18 protein-coding genes are annotated in these 22,058 nt (G+C 41.9%); 6 read left to right on the top strand and 12 right to left on the bottom strand.

Annotated features, from left to right (window positions below):
* Positions 1-13: 13 nt before the first annotated feature.
* From MTF66_RS21870 to MTF66_RS21855, 4 genes are all read left to right on the top strand, one after another.
* Positions 14-1,636 (top strand): sensor histidine kinase, encoded by a 1,623-nt coding sequence (locus MTF66_RS21870; RefSeq protein WP_248528712.1) that lies wholly within the window; start codon positions 14-16, stop codon positions 1,634-1,636.
* A gap of 37 nt (positions 1,637-1,673) precedes the next feature.
* On the top strand, positions 1,674-2,402 hold the full coding sequence (locus MTF66_RS21865; RefSeq protein ID WP_248528710.1) for a response regulator: 729 nt from the start codon (positions 1,674-1,676) through the stop codon (positions 2,400-2,402).
* Between the two features lie 209 nt (positions 2,403-2,611).
* Entirely contained in the window at positions 2,612-4,699 is a 2,088-nt protein-coding gene (fusA, locus tag MTF66_RS21860; RefSeq protein ID WP_248528707.1) for an elongation factor G, read from the top strand.
* Positions 4,700-5,133: 434 nt separating this feature from the next.
* Entirely contained in the window at positions 5,134-5,550 is a 417-nt protein-coding gene (locus MTF66_RS21855) for a hypothetical protein (protein ID WP_152996539.1), read from the top strand.
* 85 nt (positions 5,551-5,635) lie between these two features.
* Here the strand turns inward: MTF66_RS21855 and MTF66_RS21850 are convergent, their stop codons facing one another.
* The 12 genes from MTF66_RS21850 to MTF66_RS21795 all read right to left on the bottom strand — a co-directional run bounded on the left by MTF66_RS21850 (position 5,636) and on the right by MTF66_RS21795 (position 18,311).
* Positions 5,636-8,413: an ExeM/NucH family extracellular endonuclease gene (locus MTF66_RS21850; RefSeq protein ID WP_248528704.1), complete on the bottom strand. Its 2,778-nt coding sequence runs from the start codon at positions 8,411-8,413 to the stop codon at positions 5,636-5,638.
* A gap of 132 nt (positions 8,414-8,545) precedes the next feature.
* Positions 8,546-9,556, bottom strand: a complete 1,011-nt coding sequence (gene hemB / locus MTF66_RS21845) for a porphobilinogen synthase (protein WP_062566302.1) — start codon at positions 9,554-9,556, stop codon at positions 8,546-8,548.
* 13 nt (positions 9,557-9,569) lie between these two features.
* Entirely contained in the window at positions 9,570-11,426 is a 1,857-nt protein-coding gene (locus MTF66_RS21840; protein WP_248528701.1) for a diguanylate cyclase, read from the bottom strand.
* A 1-nt stretch (position 11,427) separates the two neighbouring features.
* Positions 11,428-12,210: a TatD family hydrolase gene (locus MTF66_RS21835; protein WP_248528697.1), complete on the bottom strand. Its 783-nt coding sequence runs from the start codon at positions 12,208-12,210 to the stop codon at positions 11,428-11,430.
* On the bottom strand, positions 12,210-12,749 hold the full coding sequence (locus tag MTF66_RS21830; RefSeq protein WP_248528694.1) for a hypothetical protein: 540 nt from the start codon (positions 12,747-12,749) through the stop codon (positions 12,210-12,212). Before MTF66_RS21830 ends, MTF66_RS21835 begins: the two co-directional genes overlap by 1 nt.
* Complete coding sequence (gene tatC, locus MTF66_RS21825) at positions 12,750-13,490, bottom strand: twin-arginine translocase subunit TatC (protein ID WP_248528692.1); 741 nt, start codon at positions 13,488-13,490, stop codon at positions 12,750-12,752.
* A 50-nt stretch (positions 13,491-13,540) separates the two neighbouring features.
* Positions 13,541-13,873: a Sec-independent protein translocase protein TatB gene (gene tatB / locus MTF66_RS21820; protein ID WP_054562925.1), complete on the bottom strand. Its 333-nt coding sequence runs from the start codon at positions 13,871-13,873 to the stop codon at positions 13,541-13,543.
* A gap of 5 nt (positions 13,874-13,878) precedes the next feature.
* On the bottom strand, positions 13,879-14,118 hold the full coding sequence (gene tatA / locus MTF66_RS21815) for a Sec-independent protein translocase subunit TatA (RefSeq protein ID WP_054562924.1): 240 nt from the start codon (positions 14,116-14,118) through the stop codon (positions 13,879-13,881).
* 76 nt (positions 14,119-14,194) lie between these two features.
* Positions 14,195-15,796 carry a ubiquinone biosynthesis regulatory protein kinase UbiB gene (gene ubiB, locus MTF66_RS21810; protein ID WP_175079415.1) on the bottom strand — a complete coding sequence of 534 codons (1,602 nt, stop codon included), beginning with the start codon at positions 15,794-15,796 and terminating at the stop codon, positions 14,195-14,197.
* 17 nt (positions 15,797-15,813) lie between these two features.
* The gene (locus MTF66_RS21805) at positions 15,814-16,419 is read right to left on the bottom strand and encodes an SCP2 domain-containing protein (protein WP_058586104.1); all 606 of its coding nucleotides are present in this window, start codon (positions 16,417-16,419) and stop codon (positions 15,814-15,816) included.
* Between the two features lie 28 nt (positions 16,420-16,447).
* Positions 16,448-17,203 carry a bifunctional demethylmenaquinone methyltransferase/2-methoxy-6-polyprenyl-1,4-benzoquinol methylase UbiE gene (gene ubiE, locus MTF66_RS21800; RefSeq protein ID WP_055020565.1) on the bottom strand — a complete coding sequence of 252 codons (756 nt, stop codon included), beginning with the start codon at positions 17,201-17,203 and terminating at the stop codon, positions 16,448-16,450.
* Between the two features lie 121 nt (positions 17,204-17,324).
* Positions 17,325-18,311 carry a GGDEF domain-containing protein gene (locus MTF66_RS21795; RefSeq protein ID WP_055020636.1) on the bottom strand — a complete coding sequence of 329 codons (987 nt, stop codon included), beginning with the start codon at positions 18,309-18,311 and terminating at the stop codon, positions 17,325-17,327.
* Between the two features lie 359 nt (positions 18,312-18,670).
* On the opposite strand from MTF66_RS21795, the gene MTF66_RS21790 reads away from it, so the two are divergent.
* Both MTF66_RS21790 and MTF66_RS21785 read left to right on the top strand, forming a co-directional pair.
* Positions 18,671-20,449, top strand: coding sequence for a DUF885 family protein (locus MTF66_RS21790; protein WP_054562920.1), 1,779 nt, complete (start codon positions 18,671-18,673; stop codon positions 20,447-20,449).
* 112 nt (positions 20,450-20,561) lie between these two features.
* Entirely contained in the window at positions 20,562-22,046 is a 1,485-nt protein-coding gene (locus MTF66_RS21785) for an FMN-binding glutamate synthase family protein (RefSeq protein WP_248528689.1), read from the top strand.
* Positions 22,047-22,058: the final 12 nt, after the last annotated feature.

The following is a 22,058-nucleotide window of genomic DNA, read 5'->3' as shown; positions in this document are numbered from 1 at the left end:
ACAAGGCACTGATATGAGATACACCAATACGCTAAACCCATTTCAGCATGTGGTTAAAAAACCTAAGCGCTTAGAAACGCGACTCATTATTTGGGTTACCGGTCTATGTGTTTTACAGGCTGTATTGTTTGGCGCTTTGGTGTATCAGATCACTGCAGAAAGCTTACATAACCACATGGGTGATAAAGCGCTTGCGCTCGCAACCAGTATTGCCTCACGAGATGATGTGCAAAACGCATTGCAAACCAAGCAAGGGCTTTATGAGTTAAATACGCAAATAGAGCATATTCGTGAACTCACTGCAGCTAGCTTTATTGTGATTGGCGATAACAATACCCGTCGCATTGTTCACCCAGACCCCGACAAGCTCGGTAAGCCGATGGTGGGGGGGGATAGTAAAGCGGCGCTACGTGGTGAGCGTTATGTGTCGATTGCAAAAGGGAGTTTGGGCGAGTCTATTCGTGGCAAAGTCCCGGTGCTTTCAGAGCGAGGCGAAGTCATCGGCTTGGTTTCGGTTGGCTTTTTAGTGCAATCAATTGAACCGCTTATTCGTGCTCGCAGTGCTGAAATTATGCTTTGGGGCTTATTGTTAGTAGGTTTAAGCATTTTGGCCGCGGTGTATATCGGTCAACGGGTTCGTAATGCTATTTTTGGGTTACAGCCTGACGAAATAGCACGGTTGTTCTCTGAGCAGGATGCTATTTTGAATACTGTTCGTAGCGGCATTATCGCCCTTGATCCTGAAGGTAATGTGCGTAACTTAAATCAACGTGCCTGCGAAATCCTCGGTAAACCGATTAGCTGTATTCATCAGCCGCTTAAGCTTGCAGACTTACTTCCTGAACATAGCGAGTTTTTAATGCATAACCAACAGCGTCCGATTGTAGGTTTTGAATTATTTGCAGCCGATAAACGCATTGTGTTGTCGCGATATGCATTGCAAGTGCAGGGTCAGGCTGATGGTATTTTGCTAAGTATGCGCCCTGCGGATGAGCTTGAATATTTATCGCAACAATTAACCAAAGTGCAAGCCTTTGCTGAGTTATTACGAGTGCAAACGCATGATTACTCGAACAAGCTAAACTTAATTGGTGCGTTAATTCAGATGGGGCAAACGGATCAGGCGATTGATCTCATTGGTCAAGAAAGTAAAGGCTCGCAAGCGCAGATCCATCATTTACTCGAAAGGATCCAAGATCCGGTACTAGCAGGTTTATTGGTTGGTAAATACCATAAAGCCCGTGAATTAAACGTGATTCTTGAGCTCAACCCAGACAGCTTATTGGGATCGATCACCCGTAAAGATATGCTCGAACGGGTTGTCTCGATACTTGGCAATTTGATTGATAACGCAATTGAAGCTGCTATTCGAGCTAGCGATACACGTACTCCTAAGGTTCGTGTTACGGTTGACGAAACCAGTAAAACATTATTGTTTGATGTTGAAGACAGCGGCTTTGGTTTAGGCGATGACAAGGATGTGATATTCACACCACAATACAGTTCTAAGTCAGGGGCAGAGCATGGTATTGGCTTATATTTAGTTAAAACCAACTTAGATTCGTGTCGTGGTAGTTTAGAAATAGGTGAGTCTGATCTGATGGGGGCACGTTTAAGTGTCTACATTCCAAAATAATAAAAACTGATCAGCCTCTAAATAAAAGGTAAAGAACATGACTTATTCAGTTGTCATTGTTGAAGATGAAGTAGAAGTAGCCCAATTGTTGGCGCAATACTTATTACTTCCACATGGCGTTGCTGGTCAACAAGGGGCGCGGCAAACCCTGCGTCAGGGGCAGTATCAGGTTGTGGGTATTGCAGGCAATCTTGTCACCGCGAAAGCGCTGTTATCGGCCATTAATGCCGATTTAATTTTACTCGATATTCATTTACCTGATGGCAATGGACTTGATTTACTCAATGAACTACGCCGCGAAGAAATGAAAAGCGAAGTAATGCTGTTAACCGCAGCAAAAGAAGTAGAAACACTGGAAAAAGCCATGCAGCTTGGCGCTTGTGACTTCTTAGTTAAACCATTAATGCTAAATCGCTTAGATCAAGCACTTGCTCGATTCGAAGCAAGGCAGCAATGTTTATCGGATGCTGATGAAGTAACCCAATCTATGGTCGATACTTTATTTGGATCGCAAGAGCAGTTAAAAACACCCGTTAGGTTGCCAAAAGGGGTGGATCAGCTCACTTTGCAAAAGATCTTAAAAGCCTTTAAGGCGAATATTGGCACGACTTTTACTGCTCAGCAAATGGGGGATTTAGTGGGTGTAAGTCGCTCAACGGCCCGTCGTTACCTTGAATATCTGCTTGAAGCAGAACAAGTCGGTGCTGATCAGAGCTACGGAAGCATTGGCCGACCCGAGCGCTGTTATAAAATGACAAGTAGCTAATCACATCATTTAATAACCTAATCATCGCTAAATTAGCGATTTTAGTAGCATAAATTCACTGATCGGCACCTTAAAAAGTGCCGCTTATCTTGACCATAGAAAAATTTTATAAAATTGATTGCATTTTAAGCGACTTCGATGGTGATGTTCGCTTTAAGTAATGCTATACTCCCGCCGAATAATTTTTCGACTTTATTAAGAGTAAAATAATGGCAGATTTATCGAAGTACAGAAATATTGGTATTTTCGCCCACGTTGACGCGGGTAAAACTACCACCACTGAGCGTATCCTTAAGCTTACGGGTAAAATTCATAAGACTGGTGAGGTACACGACGGTGAGTCTACTACTGACTTCATGGACCAAGAAGCTGAGCGCGGTATTACAATCCAATCAGCTGCTGTAACTTGTGAGTGGAAAGGCCACCGCTTAAACGTTATCGATACTCCGGGACACGTTGACTTCACAGTAGAAGTATACCGTTCACTTAAAGTATTAGACGGTGGTGTCGGTGTATTCTGTGGTTCTGGTGGTGTTGAGCCGCAGTCAGAAACTAACTGGCGTTATGCGAACGAATCAGAAGTTGCACGTGTAATCTTCGTAAACAAACTAGACCGTATGGGTGCTGATTTCTACCGTGTTGTTGGTCAAGTTGAGAAAGTACTTGGTGCTAACCCACTAGTTATGACTTTACCAATCGGTATCGAAGACCAATTCACTGGTGTTGTAGACGTACTTGAGAAAAAAGCATACGTTTGGGATGACACTGGTCTTCCTGAAAACTACGAAGTACAAGACGTTCCAGCTGACATGGTAGACAAAGTTGATGAATACCATGAGATGCTTGTTGAGTCTGCTGTTGAGCAAGACGAAGACTTAATGATGGCTTACATGGATGGTGAAGAGCCGTCTTTAGAAGACATCAAGCGTTGTATCCGTAAAGGTACTCGTGATCTTGCATTCTTCCCAACTTACTGTGGTTCTGCATTCAAAAACAAAGGTATGCAGTTAGTACTAGACGCGGTTGTAGATTACCTACCTTCGCCTACAGAAGTTGATCCTCAACCTCTAACTGATAAAGACACAGGTGAGCCTACTGGTGAAGTAGCAACTGTTTCTGCAGATGAGCCACTTAAAGCGTTAGCGTTCAAAATCATGGACGACCGTTTCGGTGCACTTACGTTCATCCGTATCTACGCTGGTCGTATGAAGAAAGGTGACACAGTACTTAACTCAGCAACTGGTAAAACAGAGCGTATCGGCCGTATGGTTGAGATGCAAGCTGATGAGCGTAACGAACTTACTGAAGCACAAGCGGGTGACATCATCGCTGTTGTTGGTATGAAGAACGTTCAAACTGGTCACACTCTTTGTGATCCTAAGCACGAATGTACACTTGAAGCGATGATCTTCCCTGATCCAGTAATCTCAATCGCTGTTGCTCCTAAAGACAAAGGCGGTAACGAGAAGATGGGTATCGCGATCGGTAAGATGGTTGCAGAAGATCCTTCATTCCAAGTTGAAACTGACGAAGATTCAGGCGAAACCATCCTTAAAGGTATGGGTGAGCTTCACTTAGATATCAAAGTAGATATCCTTAAGCGTACTTACGGCGTAGACCTAGTTGTTGGTCAACCTCAGGTTGCTTACCGTGAAACTATCACGAAAGAAATCGAAGATAGCTACACGCATAAGAAACAATCTGGTGGTTCTGGTCAATTCGGTAAGATCGATTACCGCATCAAGCCAGGCGAGCAAAACTCAGGCTTCACGTTCTCTTCATCAGTTGTTGGTGGTAACGTACCTAAAGAATTCTGGCCTGCAGTTGAGAAAGGCTTCGCATCAATGATGCAAGAAGGTGTTCTAGCTGGCTTCCCAGTATTAGACGTTGAAGTTGAACTTTTCGACGGTGCTTTCCACGCAGTTGACTCATCAGCAATCGCGTTCGAAATCGCTGCTAAAGGCGCTTTCCGTCAGTCTATCCCTAAAGCGGGTGCACAACTTCTTGAGCCAATCATGAAAGTTGACGTATTCACTCCGGAAGACAACGTAGGTGACGTAATCGGTGACCTTAACCGTCGTCGTGGTATGATCAAAGACCAAGAAGCTGGCGCAATGGGCGTTCGCATCAAGGGTGATGTACCACTTTCTGAAATGTTCGGTTACATCGGCCACTTACGTACTATCACTTCTGGTCGTGGTCAGTTCTCTATGGAGTTCTCACACTACGCACCATGTCCTGCAAACGTTGCTGAAACAGTAATCGCTGCAGAAAAAGAGAAAAAAGCTGCTAAGTAATTAGCCTCTTAACTTCTATTAAAAAAACCCGCACTTGTTGCGGGTTTTTTATTGCCTAAAAATCATAAATGTATTGTCGTAATTTTTTCGATTACAAAATAATCATTTCTTTCCTTTGTATGTTAATTAACCATTCAGCTTTGAGTTATTAATGTACCGGTACAGGCATCGCACTTTTAAAGTATTTTCTAAATAGTGAATACGATTTAAGTGCTGCCGCTCTTAAATTGTACGATTTTAATACAAATTTAATTTTCCAGAAATATATAAGGTTATTAGTATGTTGTAAGCTAATTACTTTGTTCTAGTAAAAAAGTGCTTTTTTGTACCTTGTGTACCTTTTTTAGTCTATGTAAAATGGCGCCCGAATGATTTTTTAATCATTTTGTATTAAACGTCTGCTTATTAAATATTACAACTATAGAAATATACTCATGAAAACGATTAAGTTAAGTCCTAATTGGACTCTACAGGGAAGCAAGATAGCACTAGCTATTCTTGTTGCATTAAGCGTTAGTTTGCTAGGAGCATCAATTTTGATGCTATTGTTGCCCGTTCTGCTATTTATTACTCTATTAAATTTTTTAGAATTGCGCTTCTTACACTGTTACAAGGCGGGGATTTGTTATTCGCGAGGATTAGGTAAGCGTTACATCAACGCTGAAGATATTGTCACTGTTGAATTTAACCCAATGGCATTCATCACAGTATTTAAAATTACCTTAGCGAATGGTAAAACACACCAGTTTATGAACTGGCAGATTGATGAGCAGCAACAGAGTGACATCGCTAAGCTCTATAAGTCAAAAGCAGGTTGTGCCATAAAGCCTAATCTGCAATGTAAAGCCTAATACTGGCAAGTCTCAATATTGCTAAATAAAGTGAACTGAAATAAAAAAGGCCGCGAAATGCGGCCTTATTCATATGCAGTGTCGTTTATTTTTTCATACGACGACGAAGTGCAAACGGTAAAGCAAGTAAGCTTAACCAAGCAAATGAACCAGAATCATCGTCTTTTGACTCTTCTTCTGTTTCTTCTTCAACTTCTTCAGCTACATCTTCTGCTTCATCATCAGCCTCATCGTTTGTGATGTTGATGTATAGCAGTTGTGCTTCTGATAGGTTACCTGCGCTATCTTCTGCACGGATCATCAGCGTAAGCTTGTCTTCTTCTTCGAAGTCTAGCTCTTTAGCCACTGTGATTTCACCTGCAGCACTGATTGCAATCGCATCAGCATGCTCACCTTCAATACTAAAGCTTACTACTGGGGTGTAATCAGCATCACCATCAGAGAAAACTAGTTGGCCAATCACAGCGCCAATTTCACTATTTTCTACGATTTCGAATGATTGACTCGCTTCGATTACTGGTGCCTGCTCTGCAGGAATAGGCTCTGCAGATTGAATATCAACAATCACTGGGTCGTGATCAGATGCGCGGTATGCATTGTCAGCGTATAGGCTAGCTTGTTGTGTCGATGACTTATACTCAAGGTTGTAGTCTAGGCTAATTGGCTCATCGGCATTGATATGCCAATCCGTAGCAGCAACAACTTTAGCAAGCATAGATTCAGAGACTAGTGCGTGGTCAAGGCTGCCAATGCGGCCAGAGAAGCTATAAGAGTAACCAAATGTGTCGCCGTCTAGTTCAGCAACCGCACTCTTTAGACCTTTGTCTGCAAATGCACGGATAGGATCTTCCATCGCATAAGCGTTCATATCACCGACTAGGATGATATCTTCATCTTCAACCTCAGTTGGGTAAGTTGCTAACCAATCAGCATATGCATTTGCACCTGCAACACGGATTTCATTCCAACATGCTTGACCATCGCCTAAGTCAGCATTATTACCTTCAGCGCTACCACAGCCGCCTTTAGATTTTAGGTGGGCAACGGCAACAGTGAAGATTTCTTCGCTTTCAAGAGATTGGAAGCTTTGTGCAATTGGCGGGCGATTACTGTAATTGAAAGGTTCTACTGTTGTATGAGCAGCCTTACCAACTTCAGATACTTTATTTGAGCGATAAATCAGTGCTGTTGTGATTGCATCAGTACCAATTTGGTCAACACCGAAATCAACAAATGCGTAGGTATTTTCTGCATCTTCATCATTAAGTGCAGATACTAGGCTAGCAATAGCGCTATTTTCACCGAAACCGTCATTTTCGATTTCCATTAAGCCAATAACATCAGCGTTAATAGCTGTAATTGCGCTAACTAATTTAGCTTCTTGGCGAATCAGCTCTTCTTCGCTATCTGCACCACGGCTAGTAGGGAAGCCAGCGCCTTGGCCATCACCATTGAAATAGTTTAATACGTTGAAGCTTGCTACACGTAGGTCTGCACCTTCGTTAAGCTCTGGTGCATCTGTACGAGGGTTAGTCGCAGTGAATTCAGGTTGTACTGTAGGGTGAATACGGTAACGGTCGAAGCTGTAACCCATTACACCGGTAATTGTATTAACAGTATCGCCTAAACGTAACGTGTTATAGGCATCAAGACCCGTACCTGGGTAGGCAATAGGATCAAGGTTTTGCTTTGTTGAACCATCGTCGATTAAGATTTGTTTTTTCAGGTTTTCAGCTTCAACAGCATTTGCTGCATCACCTGGTAGCGCAACTTGAGTACCTTGGTATAAACGCTCAGTACCTAAGTCAACTTCACCATAGCGACCAAGACCGTAGTTGTTATTAACGACTAAAGGTTGATCTATAGTTACTAACATACCTTCGTAAGCTTCAAGGTCTGCCACGTCAGTAACTGGTAAAGAAATAGCGGTTGCGTCAGTAGATAAACCTGTCGCACAGATCTCAACTTGGCTAACATCGCCTAGTTGTGTTGCGCTGTAGTATTCAGCCACGCTACCTTTAACGCGCACATGGTCACCAACAGCAACGTCGGTATCTGCGAAATAAACGAATACACCTTCAGAAGTAAGTGCATTTTCATCAATATCAGCAGCAAGTGAGCTAATGAAGAAGCCTTTTAGTTGATCATCACCTTGGAAGTCAGCTGTAACAACACCTTCAACTTCTACTTCAGTGTCTATAAGCGGGCTGTCGCCGCCTTCACCTTGAATTGCGCTGATTAAGGTTTTTTCTGCACCACACTCAAGAGGAGTAACTGGCTCTGGTTCAGGCGTTGGCTCTGTGCTCTCACCATATTGACCTATATTGCTGAAATCGTCTTGGTCGAATTGCTCCCACTCATCGCTTGGGTTAAACGCTGAGGTTGCATCAGTACGGCCTGAAGTGATTGTAGCTTTACGGCGCAGTGTTTTATTTTGTGTTGAAACGCCGCCTTCATCCCATGCTGAACCTGGATCTACGCCCAGTTGACCAAAGCTATCAACAATTGCACCGTCTTTAGTTAGCACTAATGCGTCATCACCGTTGAAATAAGTGATTGTTGATTCAGTATTGCCTTTTGCTTTTAGTTCATTAACTGAGCCTGCATTAACAATAACATAGGTCGCATTGGCGGCTAAAGTGCCGCTAAGGTCTAACGTGCTGTTTGCCTCGGTTTTACCATTTGAGTATAAAGAGATGGTGTAACCGTCAAGCGATAGCTCAGCACCAGAAGTGTTGTAAAGCTCTACCGCTTTATTGTTAGAGCTTCCTTCAACGTATTCAGAGATGATTAGGTTGGCAGAAGCAGGTGCGCTCAGGCTTGCAATCACAAGCGCGAGCGGCGTTAATTTTGTATTTATCATTATTTTTCCCGTGTATGTATTATAAAAGTCCCAATATGGGACACAGTACTTTAAGAAAAATCTATGACAAATTAAATACAAAATGTTAATAAAATAGGAATAATTACCAATTTTTAGAACATTTACTTTAGGTTAGTTATTTTTTAACCAAATAGCTGCTTGTTTTGCAAAATAAGTCAGGATGCCATCGGCGCCAGCACGTTTAAATGCTAATAACGATTCCATGATTATTGCTTCTTCTGCAAGCCAACCGTTATCAATGGCTGCTTTATGCATGGCATATTCACCACTTACTTGGTAAGCAAATGTCGGTACACCAAACTCATCTTTTACGCGGCGTACTACATCTAAATACGGCATACCTGGTTTTACCATTACCATATCTGCACCTTCTTGCAGATCGAGGGCTACTTCACGAATAGCTTCATCAGAGTTGGCAGGGTCCATTTGATAAGTCTTTTTGTCGGCACCTTTTAAGTTGCCTGCAGAGCCAACTGCATCACGGAATGGGCCATAGTAGCTTGAAGCGTATTTAGCAGAGTAAGCCATGATACGAGTGTGGATATGACCTTCAGCTTCGAGTGCTTCACGAATTGCACCAATACGTCCATCCATCATGTCTGATGGTGCAACTACATCCGCACCTGCTTCGGCATGCGATAGCGCTTGTTTAACTAAAATTTCAGTTGTTACATCGTTAATCACATAACCGTCTTCATCGATAATGCCGTCTTGACCATGAACGGTGAATGGGTCAAGTGCAACATCTGTGATCACACCTAATGTAGGAAAAGCTTCTTTAAGCGCGCGGACAGTGCGTTGTGCTAATGCATCTGGGTTATAGGCTTCTTCAGCAAGTAGAGATTTTTTATCGCTCGGTGTTACCGGGAAAATAGCCACTGCAGGAACACCTAATTCAACAAGCTCTTTTGCTTCTTCAAGTAGTAAATCAATAGAAAGACGCTCAATGCCAGGCATAGACTCAATAGCTTCGCGGCGATTTTTACCTTCTAACACAAATACAGGAAAAATAAGGTCATTAACAGTTAGTTGGTTTTCAGCCATTAGGCGACGAGAGAAGTCATCACGACGCATGCGGCGCATACGTGTATAAGGGAAAAGGTCGAGTCCTGATTGGGCCATGCTTTGTATACTCCTAGTCTGGTAGAGGATAACTCACTACGCGATTTCGACCTGTTTGCTTGGCATGATATAAGGCTTTGTCGGCATAGTCAGTGAATAAACTTGGGTTATTAATGTCTTCAGCAATTGCGCTGTAAACACCTGCACTCAAAGTAAATTTAATCGTTGTTCCGGCAACTATTATATCAGTATTTTGGGCTGCTTTGCGTATTTGTTCGGCAATTTCTAATGCACCTGCCAGTGGCGTATTAGGCAACAGCACGACAAATTCTTCACCGCCGTAGCGCGCCACTTCATCGAGAGGTCGTTTCAGGTGCTGTTTAATGACATCGGCAGCTGATTGAATGGTTTGATCACCGGTTAAATGACCGTAGGTGTCATTAATTGCTTTAAAATGGTCAATATCCAACATGATGATGGCTAAAGGGGTTTGTTCACGTCGCGAGCGTCGAATATCCATCAGTAGCTTTTTATCGAAGTAACGGCGGTTCTTGGTTTTTGTCAGCGCGTCTTCCATATTGAGCTGTTCAAGCTCTCGGTTTTTCTCTTCAAGCTCGCGTAATGTCACTTGTAACTCAAAGGTACGCTCCTCGATATTCGCTTCAAGGTCTTGGCGAGCTTGTTCTTGCAGTTCAAGGCGCTCGCGCATTAAGGTATCTTTAGCTTTGCTTTCAGCTAAGGCATTTTGTTGTGCTGCAACTTCAGCATCGCGCTGCATCAAAAACAGTTTTATAACTGCATAGCTTAAACTTAAGCTACAAACCAAAAAGCAAATAAAGGTAAGTGAAAGCACCCCGATATTTAAATTAAACGGGTTAAATACCCCAAGTGCGCTGTAAATAATAGCGCAGAAAAAAGCGAATAGGGCTATTAGAAAAGCGCTACAAGGCTGTTTATACTCACGGTTAAACTGCTTTAGAGCAATACTTGCAAAGATGATAAGCACCACAGGTAAACTTAATAAGCAAAGTGTAATTGCAATATGAATTGGTAAGAACCACATTATTACGGTGACAAGCACTACGACCCAAGCTAACCAATACTGAAAACGATTTAAGCGAGATTTGGCAAAGCCGAATATATAGCCTTGCAAGGGCACAAATAACGCACCACAGATAAAAAATAGAGTCGGAATAGTCAATTGTTGAAACGATGAACCGCTCGGTTGTAAGTAACGATAACCATAGCCATAAAGGTAGGCTAGCGACAACCAAAGTAAGGTAAGTAATAACCCTGTGTAGGCGAAATAGCGGCGTCTAGAAAAGCCATAAAGTACTAAATTAGTGAGTGCGAGAGATAAAATAAAACCGACTAATAAGCCGTACAATAAATTGAACTTACTTTTATGTTTTAGATATTCAGAGGGGCTCCAAAGGCTTAGAGGCACTCTTAAACCACCATTGTTTTTAACTTTGAGGAAGATTTCGGAATGGCTGGCTTTTGGAATAGTTAATGAGGCTAGCAGCGATTCATTTTTAATTTGCCGACTAGCTAAAGGAACGGCATCACCTATTTTGGTGTTAAATAACACATGCCCACCTTGCAGATGAAAGACGCTCACTTCATCGAGTAAAGGGTTATCTATCGATAATATCAGGGGGACATCATCTAATGAGGTGTTTTTTATGGATAGCTTGAGCCACAGAGACTTTAAAGTCATGCCTAGATTTAAGGTTTCACCTCGGTTTTTCAGCCATTTTACATTAGCATTGCTAAAAGCTTGTTGTTGAGTAATAGGATCAAGGGTGTACTCAACATTTAGCGTGTGTTGAGACTTAAATTGTGAGCTAACAATAAGTGGGTTAGCCAATAAATAAGGAGTAAATAAAAAAACGAAGAGTACGCCACAAAGTGACCATAGGCGCTTCATCTTAACCCTTTATGGAAAATAATTGCTGAAAGTTTAGTGTAGTTTGTTTTGCCACTTCAGTAAATTCACAGCCTTTTAAATCAGCAATTTGCTGACACACATAAGGAAGGTTCTGAGGTTCATTGCGACGAGACTTCGGTCTTGGTCTAATATTTCTTGGCATTAAAAAAGGCGCATCAGTCTCGATTAACAAGCGTTCTAAAGGGATTGATGGCACTAAGGCTTGTAGTTGCTCACCACGGCGTTCATCGCAGACCCAGCCCGTAACACCGATATAAAGCCCCATTGCTAGGTAACTTTGTAGCGCTTTTTCATCCCCCGTAAAACAGTGCAATACGCCTCGTACTTTGAAGTCACTTAAAATTGCGAGCATATCTTCACTAGCATCTCGCTCATGCAAGTACACTGGCATATTCAGCTGCTCAGCTAGCTGCAGTTGGCGTCTAAAAACGCTGCGCTGAACGTCCCGAGGAGAAAAGTCACGATTGTAATCGAGGCCACATTCACCAATAGCAACTACTTCATGGTTTTGGCTAAGCGTTGTTAAGTGTTCTTCAAGGTGTGCGTCGGCGGTTTTTGCATCATGAGGGTGAACCCCCGCAGTGCTAAATTGCTTAAATTGTTTGGCGAGGTTAAGAGAGGCTTGGCTAGTTTGCAGATCGCAGCCGATAAGAAGCAGCTGCGTTACATTTGCCTCAGCGGCACGTTGTAACACAGCTTCATGAATATCATCAAATTGATGATTGCTTAAGTTGACGCCTGCATCAACCAGCGAAATGCTCATTAGTTAGTGCGCTTAACACGAATCGAACGGTTTTGGCCTTCAATTTTTAAAAGGAAAGAATTGAAAACGCCACGTTCAATAACCACAACATCTTGTTTTTTTAGACGTAAGCTATCAGAGCCAACTTGACGCCATTGTTGACCATTATCAAGTTCGATGATGAGCTCACCGTAAGGGGCTTTTTTCACGCTTTTTACACTAGCGCTAATTTGGTCATCGTTTACTTTAGCAACTTCTTTATGCTCTAAACCAAAGTCTTCATTTTTTGTTCTTACGATTTGTTCATTTGTTGCTCCTGCTGCGGCAACAGGTGCTGAGGAAGCAGCTGCAGCTGAGCTTGCAACAGGTTGTTCAATTTGTTTTTTTGTCGCAGGCTTTGATAGTGATTTACCTGCCATCACGTTGTCGTAACAAAGTAAGCGGTTAAAATCATTTTCAACAAAAGTACACGCTTGTAGTGCTTGTAAGTTAACTTCGTTTGCTTGTGCAGTGCCAGTAATCGTTAACAGTGCAACTAATGGAATGAGTTGTTTTTTCATTTATTCCTCTGATTCCTGTTGAGGTTTGGCGGTATAAAATGCAGCCAAAATTAAACCTAATTCAAATAATAACAGCATGGGTAATGCTAGTAATGTTTGTGACAGTACATCAGGAGGTGTTAAGAACATAGCAATTACAAATACACCTACCACGATATAAGGTCGTTTTTCTTTTAAACTTTTCGTTGTTGTTGCGCCACTCCAGCATAACAGCATGATGGCAACTGGTATTTCAAAGGCAATACCAAAAGCAAAAAATAGCTTTAAAGCAAAACTTAAGTAGCTACTAATATCGGGCGCTAATGTCATCATATCAGGGCCAGTGTTAGTGAAAAACCCTAAAATAATGGGTAGCACTACAAAGTAGCAAAATGCGATACCACTATAAAATAGCAAGATGCTAGAGGCCAAAATTGGCATTAGCATACGCTTTTCATGTTGATACAAGCCAGGTGCTATAAAGCTCCAAACTTGGTGCAGTATCATAGGAATAGCAGCAAATAACGCCACAAATAAGGTGAGTTTAAACGGTGCAATAAAGGGGGATGTAACATCCGTTGCAATCATGGTGGCAGTGCTAGGCAAGTTTGCAATAAGTGGTGCTGCAATAAAGTCATAAATATCGTTGGCAAAGTACACCAAGCTAATAAATATAATCAAAATGCTTAACAAAGCTTTCATGAGTCGATTTCGTAACTCAATTAAGTGGCCAACAAAGCCTGTGTGAGCTTGCTCGGTCATAGTTTACTATTCATCATCATTGTTATTGACCACAAAAGCAGAGACTAAATTCACTTTTTTTCGTCATTATTGTTACTTTCTGCTTTTTCAGGCGTGTCTTTTTTGTAACTGTGGGTGACTGACTGAGCAGCCTTTTGAAGTTCGTTTACAGAGTCTTGCAGATCTGGAGATAGTTCTTGCAAGTTTTGTTGCTCTGCTTTTTTTAAGTTTTCGTGAAGCTCATGGATACGGAGTTCTTCGTTCACTTCTGCTTTCACTGAGTTGGCGACTGACTTTAAGGTTTTTACCCAGCGGCTAACCGTGCGAATTGCCACAGGCAAGCGCTCTGGGCCTAATACAATTAGACCCACGATCAGTACGACAACAAGTTCCCACATCCCCATGTTGATTAAGCCTTATGGTCGTCTTTGCTTTTCTCTACGGTTTCTTTGTTTTGCGTGTTAGAAGCTTGTTCTATTTGCTCGCTTTTAGCGCTAGCTTGGTCATCATCAGACACGGCTTTTTTAAAGCCTTTTACTGCGCTACCTAAATCACCGCCGATGCCACGAAGTTTTTTTGTGCCAAATAACAACACGATGATTGCCAAAATAATGATTAATTGCCAAATACTGATACCACCAAAACCCATGGGTTACTCCGTTTTTTCAAATTTATCGAATAGACTTGTCTCGATTATACTCACCAAAACATAAATAGCACTTAGTTTATGCACTACGCCACGCTGCAATAAAGCCTGCTATAGCAAAGCCTGCGGTAATTGCACTGGCAACTAAGTCATGCTGCAAATAACATAAGCCTGAAACAATCAAGCAGCTGCCAGCAAAGATGCTAAGTAACAAAGGTTTAGCGGATTGCGGCGCTGGCAATTGTACAGGTTGTTGTTGACGCTTTAAGTTTTGATAAATTAAATCTGGTAATTCAGGCATTTTTTCTGCCCAAAATGGCAAGTTTGCATACATTTTTTTCATTACTGCAAGCGGACCAACTTGTTCTTTGACCCAATCTTCTAGAAAAGGTTTAGCGGTTTTCCATAAATCAAGCTGCGGATACAGTTGTCTGCCAAGGCCTTCAACATACAACAGCGTCTTTTGCAGTAACACTAATTGCGGTTGAACTTGCATATTAAAGCGACGAGCCGTATTAAACAGATTGACTAACACATGGCCAAACGAGATTTCGGCCAGTGGTTTATTGAAAATTGGCTCACACACAGTACGAATGGCAAATTCAAACTCTTCAATGCTGGTATCGGCGGGTACCCAGCCAGAATCAACGTGTAGCTGTGCTACTTGGCGGTAATCACGATTGAAAAAGGCAATAAAGTTCTCTGCTAAATAGCGCTTATCTTCACGATTAAGGGTGCCTACAATACCGCAATCAATACCTATGTATTTTGGGTTATGAGGGTTTTCGCGAGAAACGAAGATATTACCTGGGTGCATATCAGCGTGGAAGAAGCTATCACGGAATACTTGTGTGAAAAATACTTCGACACCGCGCTCAGCTAGTAGCTGCATATTGGTATTTTGTGCCAGCAATGCTTCGGTATCTGATACCGGAATACCGTAAATGCGCTCCATTACTAATACGTTACTGCGGCTGTAGTCGCTGTAAACAAAAGGAATGTAGAGCGAATCTGAATCTTCAAAGTTACGGCGTAGCTGAATCGCATTCGCCCCTTCGCGCATTAGGTCGAGCTCATCGAGCAAAGTTTTTTTGTACTCGTTTACTACCTCAATAGGGCGTAAACGTTTCGCTTCTTTTAATAACTTAGCAACTAAGCGTGCGACTTTTTGCATTAGCATTAAGTCGGCATCAATTTGCTCTTTAATGTTAGGGCGAATGACTTTAATCACCACATCTTGTGGCGCGCCATGCTCATCAATTAAGGTTGCCGTGTGAACTTGTGCAATCGAGGCTGATGCTAAAGGTGTTTGCGAAAAATCACTAAACAATTCACTAATATCATTAATACCCAGCGCTTTTTCGATAAGTTGCTGGGCAAGTTCACCTTCAAAAGGTTCAACTTGATCTTGTAGTAGTGCAAGCTCTAATGCGACATCATGAGGAAGTAAATCACGGCGTGTTGAAAGCATTTGGCCAAACTTGATCCATACAGGGCCAAGCTCTTGCAGAGCAAGTCGTAAGCGCATACCTGCAGGTTTATCTTTATGTTGGTTACGTAACCAAAATAAGCTGCCACGGGCGAGTTTGGCAAACCAAGGCACTCGTTTACGTGGAATTAATTCGTCTAAGCCATAGCTCAGTAGGGTTTTAGTGATGTAATAAAGACGAGCAGACGACACACAAGTTCCTTAGCGCATTAGCGAGACTGTAACAGCGCGTTAATTCGCATCTCTAATTGAGATACTTGGCTTTTTAATTGGCGGTTTTGCTGTTTAAATTCAGCAAGCTCAAGAGGGTGTATAGTCACTGCTAACTCATCTTGGCAAAGCGTTGTTAAGGTGTTTTCTAACTTGCTTTTCGTTTGTGAGCCACGACGTTTTAAAGCTTGAATAGAGAGCCACAACTGTTGTGCTGGGGCATCGCCAATGTACCGAGAAAAATGTTCTGGCCAATCAATATCAAGCTCAGCAAAGGCATTACTGAAACCTTGTGCAAGATTTAAATCGCCTTGTAAGTCGAGCTTATCTTGGCGAATTAGTTGCGTGAGCATTGATGGATCTTTAAGCGCCAACAAGGTGTCGATATCGGCGCTGATCATGCAATCAAAACTACGCTCTTGCGTACTGTATAAGTGAATTTGCTCGTCGCTGTAAACGCACAAAATTGACTGTTGCCAATCACGTATCTCAATCAACAGCTGTTTATCAGCAATTGCTGCAAGCTTACCCTTTAACTGAGGGTCTAACTGCAGCAGTTGATTAATGATTCGTTCGACTAGTGATAACAGAGCGTTTGCTAACATCGCGTTACCTACTTAATTTACAGAGTTTTTAGTATTTAAAACCACGGTGAAGGGCAACAATACCGCCAGTAAGGTTTTGATAACTGGTTTGTTCAAAACCCGCATCTTCCATCATGCCTTTTAATGTTTCTTGATCTGGATGCATACGAATAGATTCTGCAAGATATTGATAAGACTCGCCATCATTCGCTACCAGCTCACCCATCTTAGGTAAGATATTAAATGAGTAGAAATCGTAGGCTTTGCTTAATATTTCTTGTTCTGGTTTTGAGAACTCAAGCACGAGTAAACGGCCACCTGGCTTAAGAATACGATACATTGAACGCAGAGCTTTATCTTTATCGGTCACGTTACGAAGACCAAAGGCAATCGTAATTAAGTCGAAGCTGTTATCAGGAAATGGTAATGCTTCTGCATTCATTTGAACATATTCGATATTGCCAACACGACCAAGGTTACGAAGTTTCTCACGGCCAACTTTCAGCATTGAAGAGTTAATATCGCCTAAGATAACCTGACCGGTTTCACCCACTAACTGACTAAATTTAGCGGTTAAATCACCTGTACCGCCGGCAAGATCTAATACATAGTGACCTTTGCGAACACCTGAACTTGCAATAGTTTGGCGTTTCCATAAACGATGAATACCGAACGACATAAGATCATTCATTACGTCATACTTTGCAGCGACTGAGTGGAATACATCTGCAACCATTGATGCTTTGTCGTTTTCAGCAACGGTTTTATAGCCAAAATGCGTGGTCTTTTCTTGATTCTCGTTCATGATTAATCTCTATCGTGGCAATAAAGACTAGTGTACTTGATTGTAGCTGTGGGGTGCAATTTGATTATAACTAAATCATCAGATTAGCATGGCTTTTCATGACTTAGCGCAGTTTTGAACTTTATTGGCCAGCAATAAAACTACTTTGTCCAAGTGACTTGGCTTTAGCGGCTGCTAAAGAGGCTTTACGAGCTAAACTGTTAAAGTCGCCATCGCCTTCATGTTTAGCGATGCCTAGGGCTAGGGTGATAGCTGGAAGTTTGGTGCCATTTTTTGAGCTGACAAAGCGCAGCTTTTCTACACCATTTCGTACTTTTTCGGCAATTAAGTTGGCAGTTTCAGGCTCTATATCAGCAAGTAGGATGGTAAATTCATCTTTACTTGTGCGCCCAGGTAAACCGCTTTCTTGTACGTATTTTTGCACTTGCTTGGCGACTTTACTCAAAATAACTTCACCAATTACATCGCCATAGTTTTCAATAAAATGGTTTAAGTTCTCAATGTGAATAGAGATAGCGCAAACCGCTTTATTTTGGCCGACCCAGAGTTGGGTTTGTTGATTCAAGTAGTGGCGCTTGTATAAGCCAGTTTGTTGGTCGGTAATGTGTTGTTTGCGTAATTGAGTGAGTTGTTTTTGAGTTTTTTCTTGCAGTGATTTGGCTTTTGCTATTTCTTGCTTAAATTGACGATGCTGGTTGAGCAGTACTTCTGATTGCTTACTGAGCATTTTTAATGCGTGACGTGTTTGCTCAATATTGTTTTCATCGATTGAATGCACACAGTCACTAACTTGATCAGCAAAGCGCACAATATTTTGTTCGTTATTGCTAGCATTACGTGAAAGAGTGTTAATTACTGAGTCAACGTTGCGAACAATGGCGGTTTTCATTTTATGGCCTTGCTCAATAAAATCGAAATAAAGCTGTTCTACATAGACACAATCGATGGTTTTTCTTTGCGCGATGGCACGGTCAATAGCGGCGTTAAGTTTTGGATTAGACTGGCTGACGTAGGTGTAAACAACTTGGTAGTTAAGTGGTGACGGCGGTAATGCATGATGTTCTAAAAAGATACATACCTTTGTCATTTTTTCTTGAGCAATAGCCATGGGATCATGGAACATCATTTTTCAATACCACTAAATACGCATATCAACCAATTAATCATCTCTTCCGTAAAGTTTATTTGCTTCCAAGCATAAATACTGAGTCTACAGTAATCTGTAATCAGTCTATTTAAAAGCAAAATCGCTAATTTTGGAACTTAAATTTGTTTCGTTTGTGTCTATTAGCTGATTTTCTCAACAACTTTAACAAGTGTAATTAAAAATTGCTTAAACCTTGCTCATTCTTATTTACACAACGCTGTTAATTTGAGCGTATTTAATCTGAGCTTGGTCGCATTTGCTTGGGTTTTAGCCAGTGCTGCGCTACTTTAGCGATACTGATTAAAACTAAAAAGAATGCTATGAAACAAACACTGTCGCGAACTTTAAACCGTTCTGTTATTGCGGTTGCTTTAGCTTGTACTTTAAGCGCTTGCCAAGTAACAAATATTGATGCTGATCAGCAATTTACTCAAGTAGCCGAAAATATTGTTAATTACCGCCAAAGCATCAGCCCATATGGTAAAGAAAATGGTGTTGATGGTTATTTATTAGAAAATCTATCGGCTGAATTTTTAGAACAAAAATATAAGAAGAATACTGAGTTACTTGCCGAGCTAGACGCTATCGACCGTGATAAGTTATCGGAAGAAAACCGAATTAACCTGACTATTTTGCGTGGCCAAGTGCAAAATAGTGTCGATGAATATGTGTTTAATGCGCACTATATGCCGCTGACATCTGAGTATGGCTTCCATTCTAGCCTATCATTTATGATATCAAGCTCAGATTACACAAAACCACAAGATTACCAGCTATATCTTGCTAAATTACAGCAAATTCCTCGCTATTTTTCGCAAAATATCGGCTGGATGCGAAAAGGCCTTGAAGTGGGTCTAACTCAACCAAAGGCTGTTTTAGAAGGCTATCAAGACTCAATCACGGCTTATATTGTTGATGATGCGACACAGTCTGAATTTTACAAACCATTTTTAAATAACACGGCAGGTTTAAGTGATAGCGAGTTTGCAGCGCTACAAAAGCAAGCGCAAACCATTATCAAAGAACAAGTTATTCCGGCATATCAAGGTTACTTAACTTTCTTTAACAATGAGTATCAACCGGGTGCACGTACAGATATTGGTATTTCAAGTACGCCGAATGGCAAAGCGTTTTACGAAAATCGCGCTAAGTACTACACCACCACAGATATGACGCCAAAAGAAATCCATGAGTTGGGTTTACAAGAAGTTGCGCGTATTCGTGCAGAAATGGAAAAAATTATTGAGAAAGTAGGCTTTGAAGGCTCGTTTGCTGATTTTGTGCACTTTTTACGTACTGATCCGCAATTTTACGCAAAAACACCAAAAGATTTACTAAAAGAAGCGTCTTACATCGCCAAGAAAATGGATGCGCAGTTACCTAAGTTATTCCACACCTTGCCAAGAATGCCGTACGGTGTTGCGCCAGTGCCAGAGAGTATTGCCCCTAAATATACAACCGGCCGTTACTCAGGTTCTCGCCGTGATGACCAAGCAGGTTATTACTGGGTTAATACCTATGCGCTAGATAAGCGCCCGTTGTATGTTCTTGAAGCATTAACTTTACACGAAGCTGTACCAGGGCATCATTTACAAATCTCGCTAAATGCTGAACTTGAGTCATTACCAAGCTATCGCCGTAATGCATATTTATCGGCATTTGGTGAAGGTTGGGGCTTATATTCGGAGTTTTTAGGTATCGAGGCGGGCTTTTATCAAGACCCATACAGTGATTTTGGTCGTTTAACCTATGAAATGTGGCGTGCAGCACGTTTAGTGGTTGATACAGGTATGCATATGTATGGCTGGAGCCGCGAACGCGCAATGAAGTTTATGAGCGAAAACACCGCGCTATCATTACATAACGTGAAGACCGAAACTGACCGTTATATTTCATGGCCTGCACAAGCGTTGTCATACAAAATTGGTGAGCTAACAATTAAACGTTTACGCCACGAAGCTGAACAAGCGCTTGGTCAAGATTTCGATATTCGCGAATTCCACCATCAAATATTACGTCATGGCTCAGTGCCAATGTCAGTGCTTGAAGAGCAAATTCAACTTTATATTAAAGCTGAATTAGCCAAACGAGCAGCATAGCGGCATAAAAGAAACGAAAAGGCGTGACTTACATCACGCCTTTTTTGTTTATTGCACGTAATATAAACACCTTATATGCTTTGAAGGATGTCATTTCACAAAGGGGCCTTGGATGAGTGATTTTATAATTTTTAGTATCGATGTTTTTGCCAGCTTGTTTATTTTTGCACTCGGCATAGGCTTGCTGGTGATTGTGTGCTTTTACATTAGTGATGTGACGCAATCTAAGCAGGCGATTCGCCGTAATTACCCTGTGATCGGCCGCTTTCGTTATTTTTTTGAACGCCAAGGTGAATTCTTCCGACAATACTTTTTTGCCATGGATAGGGAAGAGCTACCATTTAATCGTGCTGAGCGAAGCTGGGTTTACCGCGCTGCGAAAAATGTTGACCGCACTACTGCCTTTGGTTCAACCCAAAGCCTTGAAGCAACGGGAACGGTGATGTTTATGAACTGTGCGTTTCCAACCTTAGATGAAGATGCACTCGACCCGAGCGAAGTTACGTTAGGGCCTTATTGCCACGCTCCTTATACAACAAACTCGTTATTTAATATTTCAGGTATGAGCTTTGGTGCCTTATCTAAGCCAGCGGTGCGCGCACTATCGCGAGGTGCAAAGTTAGCTGGTTGTTGGATGAATACCGGTGAAGGAGGGCTCAGCCCTTACCACCTTGAAGGTGGCGCTGATATTGTGTTTCAGATTGGCACGGCAAAATATGGTGTACGAGATGAGCACGGTAAATTAAGCACCGAAAAACTCAAAGCGATTGCTGATCACGAACAAGTTAAAATGTTCGAAATTAAAATGAGTCAAGGTGCTAAACCCGGTAAAGGGGGTATGTTACCAGGGCGCAAAGTGACTGCTGAAATTGCAAAAATTCGGGGTATTCCTGAAGGGCATGACTCTATTAGTCCAAATGGTCATCCAGAGATTAAATGCCCAGCAGATTTACTCGATATGATTGAAACGGTACGCAGTACCACAGGTAAACCAACCGGTTTTAAAGCGGTTATTGGTGAATACACTTGGCTCGAAAGCTTGTTCAGCGAAATTAATAATCGTGGTATTGAATCTGCCCCTGATTTTATCACTATTGATAGTGCCGACGGTGGAACGGGCGCTGCCCCTCAACCCTTGATGGATTCAGTTGGTTTACCATTACGAGAGAGCCTACCTTTGGTTGTTGATCTGCTAAAAAAACATGGTCTCAGAGAGCGTGTAAAAGTGATTGCATCGGGTAAGCTAATCGTACCGTCAAAAGTGGCTTGGGCACTCGCTCTGGGCGCTGATTTTATTGTGTCGGCGCGTGGTCATATGTTTTCGCTTGGTTGTATTCAGGCTCTACAATGTAATAAAGATACCTGCCCGACTGGTATTACGACTCATAATGAACGCTTACAACGAGGCCTAGATGTGACCGATAAGGCGCAACGAGTCGCTAATTATAATAAGTTTATTCATTATGGTGCAGGGCTGATTGCTCATTCATGTGGTGTATCAAGTGCCCGTGAGTTAGCTCGGCAGCATGTGCGAGTGGTACAAGAAAATGGTTTATCAGAGCCGCTCGATAAAATGTATGAGCACTACAATAAATAATCTAGTTGAATA

It is taken from the genome of Pseudoalteromonas sp. 2CM39R, assembly GCF_023161845.1.
The sequence above is the reverse complement of the archived record's forward strand: the minus strand, read 5'-3'. Positions and strand labels throughout refer to the sequence as shown.

Excerpts from the sequence above, each read along its gene's own strand:
- MTF66_RS21870 (WP_248528712.1), top strand. The coding sequence starts at position 14 with ATGAGATACACCAATACGCTAAACCCATTTCAGCATGTGGTTAAAAAA.
- MTF66_RS21865 (WP_248528710.1), top strand. The coding sequence starts at position 1,674 with ATGACTTATTCAGTTGTCATTGTTGAAGATGAAGTAGAAGTAGCCCAA.
- fusA (WP_248528707.1), top strand. The coding sequence starts at position 2,612 with ATGGCAGATTTATCGAAGTACAGAAATATTGGTATTTTCGCCCACGTT.
- MTF66_RS21855 (WP_152996539.1), top strand. The coding sequence starts at position 5,134 with ATGAAAACGATTAAGTTAAGTCCTAATTGGACTCTACAGGGAAGCAAG.
- MTF66_RS21850 (WP_248528704.1), bottom strand. The coding sequence starts at position 8,413 with ATGATAAATACAAAATTAACGCCGCTCGCGCTTGTGATTGCAAGCCTG.
- hemB (WP_062566302.1), bottom strand. The coding sequence starts at position 9,556 with ATGGCCCAATCAGGACTCGACCTTTTCCCTTATACACGTATGCGCCGC.
- MTF66_RS21840 (WP_248528701.1), bottom strand. The coding sequence starts at position 11,426 with ATGAAGCGCCTATGGTCACTTTGTGGCGTACTCTTCGTTTTTTTATTT.
- MTF66_RS21835 (WP_248528697.1), bottom strand. The coding sequence starts at position 12,210 with ATGAGCATTTCGCTGGTTGATGCAGGCGTCAACTTAAGCAATCATCAA.
- MTF66_RS21830 (WP_248528694.1), bottom strand. The coding sequence starts at position 12,749 with ATGAAAAAACAACTCATTCCATTAGTTGCACTGTTAACGATTACTGGC.
- tatC (WP_248528692.1), bottom strand. The coding sequence starts at position 13,490 with ATGACCGAGCAAGCTCACACAGGCTTTGTTGGCCACTTAATTGAGTTA.
- tatB (WP_054562925.1), bottom strand. The coding sequence starts at position 13,873 with ATGGGGATGTGGGAACTTGTTGTCGTACTGATCGTGGGTCTAATTGTA.
- tatA (WP_054562924.1), bottom strand. The coding sequence starts at position 14,118 with ATGGGTTTTGGTGGTATCAGTATTTGGCAATTAATCATTATTTTGGCA.
- MTF66_RS21805 (WP_058586104.1), bottom strand. The coding sequence starts at position 16,419 with ATGTTAGCAAACGCTCTGTTATCACTAGTCGAACGAATCATTAATCAA.
- ubiE (WP_055020565.1), bottom strand. The coding sequence starts at position 17,203 with ATGAACGAGAATCAAGAAAAGACCACGCATTTTGGCTATAAAACCGTT.
- MTF66_RS21795 (WP_055020636.1), bottom strand. The coding sequence starts at position 18,311 with ATGGCTATTGCTCAAGAAAAAATGACAAAGGTATGTATCTTTTTAGAA.
- MTF66_RS21790 (WP_054562920.1), top strand. The coding sequence starts at position 18,671 with ATGAAACAAACACTGTCGCGAACTTTAAACCGTTCTGTTATTGCGGTT.
- MTF66_RS21785 (WP_248528689.1), top strand. The coding sequence starts at position 20,562 with ATGAGTGATTTTATAATTTTTAGTATCGATGTTTTTGCCAGCTTGTTT.